Annotated in this window: 2 protein-coding genes; both read right to left on the bottom strand. The window is 43.9% G+C overall.

Going from position 1 to position 1180, the window contains the following annotated elements; translation table 11 throughout:
* Nucleotides 1-33: 33 nt before the first annotated feature.
* Nucleotides 34-483, bottom strand: a complete 450-nt coding sequence (gene hisI / locus VIM91_RS11385) for a phosphoribosyl-AMP cyclohydrolase (protein ID WP_331864927.1) — start codon at nt 481-483, stop codon at nt 34-36.
* Between the two features lie 15 nt (nt 484-498).
* Nucleotides 499-1180 (bottom strand): 3'-5' exonuclease (locus tag VIM91_RS11380; protein WP_331864926.1); only part of this gene is annotated, 682 nt, incomplete at its 5' end.

The raw sequence follows: 1180 nt of genomic DNA, 5'->3' as shown, positions 1-1180 counted from the left end.
AAAAAAGCCGTGTAAATAACACGGCTTTAATTTTTAATGTGAATGATGTTTATAAAGTTCGGCTGGGTCAATTAAAGGATCGGTCAGGATCTCAACCTTGTCGCCTTTAATCGCGTTGTAAAAACAGTTTGCGCGCCCGCTATGACAAGCCGGGCCGGTTTGGTCAACCAGCAAGAGCAAAGTATCGCCATCACAATCTAAACGCGCTTCTTTCAGTACTTGGATTTGGCCGGAGGCTTCGCCTTTGCGCCAGTAGTTTTGGCGTGAACGTGACCAATAACAAACACGACCCGTTTTTAAAGTTTCTTCTAATGCGGCTAAATTCATATACGCTAGCATTAAGACTTCACCCGTATCGTGCTGTTGGGCAATCGCTGGCATTAAGCCATCGGCATCAAACTTTAAATGGTTTTTGAGCTGTGCCCAATCAAACTGATCGCCTTTTTTAGCATGCTCTAAATTCAAAAAGTTGAGTTCCGACATTTGTTAGCCTTATCGTTATTTACGTTTTGCGTTGGCAAAAGCCTGCGCAAATAAGTTATTGCTGACGGCTTTTTTCTCATTGGCCACTGGTTTTTTCTCGTTAATTTGCGAGTTACGTCCAAGTTTTAGCATCGCCAGCATAAGCTCGGCCGTGGCGCGTGCATCGGCTAAAGCATCATGGGCATCACCTGGGAAAGGTTGCCCCAACACTTTTTCGTAAGCCACGGTAAGTTTAGGGGTTTTCCAGAACCAATACATACGTTCAGAATGCCAGCGCATTGCGCCGACTAATTCTTTACTGAGCTCGGCGACATCTAACCATTTGTTATAGTCGAGTTCGAACTCGAGCATTTTTTTGCTGGCGGAGTTTTGCAAATAAGCAAAATCACTTTCGGTGCTATAGGCCAAAATGATGTCGGCTTCAAGCAACACTTTATGAATTTCATCCCAGCACTGCGCAAACAAAGGCGCTTCCTGCACCATCTCGGTTGAGATATTGTGCTTTTCATTTTCTGGGATGTCGTAACCTGGGTTGATAAGCTGATTTAGGATTTCGTTACCTTCCAAATCACAAATCGAAATTTGAATCACGTCCGCTTCGGGATTAGTGCAAATGTCAGTCGCTTCGATATCCAAACACAGCACTTTTTTGCCTTTGAGGGCTTTATCGTGCTGTTTAAGTTTGTATAAAGCATCA

Source organism: Thiomicrospira sp. (assembly GCF_036568485.1).
GTDB lineage: Bacteria > Pseudomonadota > Gammaproteobacteria > Thiomicrospirales > Thiomicrospiraceae > Thiomicrospira.
Note: the sequence above shows the minus strand (reverse complement) of the source record. Positions and strands in the feature narration are given on the sequence as shown.

Bases quoted from the DNA above. Each gene is read 5' to 3' on its own strand.
- hisI (WP_331864927.1), bottom strand. From the start codon at position 483: ATGTCGGAACTCAACTTTTTGAATTTAGAGCATGCTAAAAAAGGCGAT.